General features: G+C 61.7%; 1 protein-coding gene. It reads right to left on the bottom strand.

Going from position 1 to position 1,105, the window contains the following annotated elements; all coding sequences use genetic code 11:
• Position 1 precedes the first annotated feature (1 nt).
• The gene (locus AAFX91_RS41865) at positions 2–793 is read right to left on the bottom strand and encodes an FAD-binding oxidoreductase (RefSeq protein WP_394570370.1); all 792 of its coding nucleotides are present in this window, start codon (positions 791–793) and stop codon (positions 2–4) included.
• Positions 794–1,105 lie beyond the last annotated feature (312 nt).

The raw sequence follows: 1,105 nt of genomic DNA, 5'->3' as shown, positions 1-1,105 counted from the left end.
ATCACCCCGATCGGGCAATCCAAAGCATTCCGCGCAAGTCAAGGCCGGGCACGGCGATCCTCTCGTGACGCTCACGCTCGTTCGCCCGTGCAAAGGGATGGATGATGAGTCCAGCCAACACCATTGGGCCGACCGGATGCAGGCGAAACTCGAACGAGCTCACCGCGCCGAAATTGGCACCGCCTCCGCGCAGCGCCCAGAGCAGGTTAGCGTCCTCGGCCTCGCTCGCCCGCACGAGTCCGCCGTCGGCCGTCACCACGTCGGCCGAGATGAGGTTATCAGCGGCAAGCCCCAACTTGCGGCTGAGCCAGCCGAAGCCGCCGCCCAGCGTTAATCCCGCAACGCCAGTCGTCGAGTTGATGCCGAGGGGGGTGGCAAGGCCAAAAGCCTGCGCCTCCTTGTCGAATTCGCCAAGCGTTGCGCCTGGCTCTACACGCGCAGTGCGGTTAAGCGGATCGATCCGGACCGAACGCATCAGCGAAAGATCGATCAGCAGCCCGCCTTCACAAACGGCATTGCCCGCGATGTTGTGACCGCCGCCACGCACGGCGAGCAAGAGTCCGTGGTCGCGCGCAAACCGCACGGCGCGCATGATGTCTGCAGCTCCTTTGCAGCGTACGACTGCGCCCGGGTGGCGGTCGATCATCGCATTCCAGATCGTGCGTGCCTCCTCGTAGCCCGGCTCGTTGGGCAGGCAGACATCGCCCCGCAATGTTTGCCGAAAGGCATCTATCGCATCGCTTGCAAACGCAATCGCCCCGCCCTGCAGCGAGGCCAGCCGGATCTCCGTCATGGCATCTCCTCCGTAACTAGCGGTGACTGTTTTTCGGGCCAGCATTTTCTGGCCGAGATCAATAAAGAGGCGGGCGCCGCTGATAGCTGTCATTCACAGCCGAGGTAGCGCAGAAACGTCTTTTGCCGTCCGTTCGACACAGCGAACGGAGAATTTCCGCCTGGACGTTAGTCCAACCCGGCCAAGGAATGGTTCAACGACGGAATGCTTCGCCCGGACGAGATGTGGCGGGGCTTTCTAGGCCGTGTGGACTCTTGGGATTCTCAAATCAGATTGAACGTGATTCAAGGCTTTCTTTTAGGAGGAAGCCTT

It is taken from the genome of Bradyrhizobium sp. 31Argb (genome assembly GCF_043638955.1).
In the GTDB taxonomy this organism is placed as follows: domain Bacteria; phylum Pseudomonadota; class Alphaproteobacteria; order Rhizobiales; family Xanthobacteraceae; genus Bradyrhizobium.
This window is presented reverse-complemented; position numbering and strand designations above follow the sequence as displayed.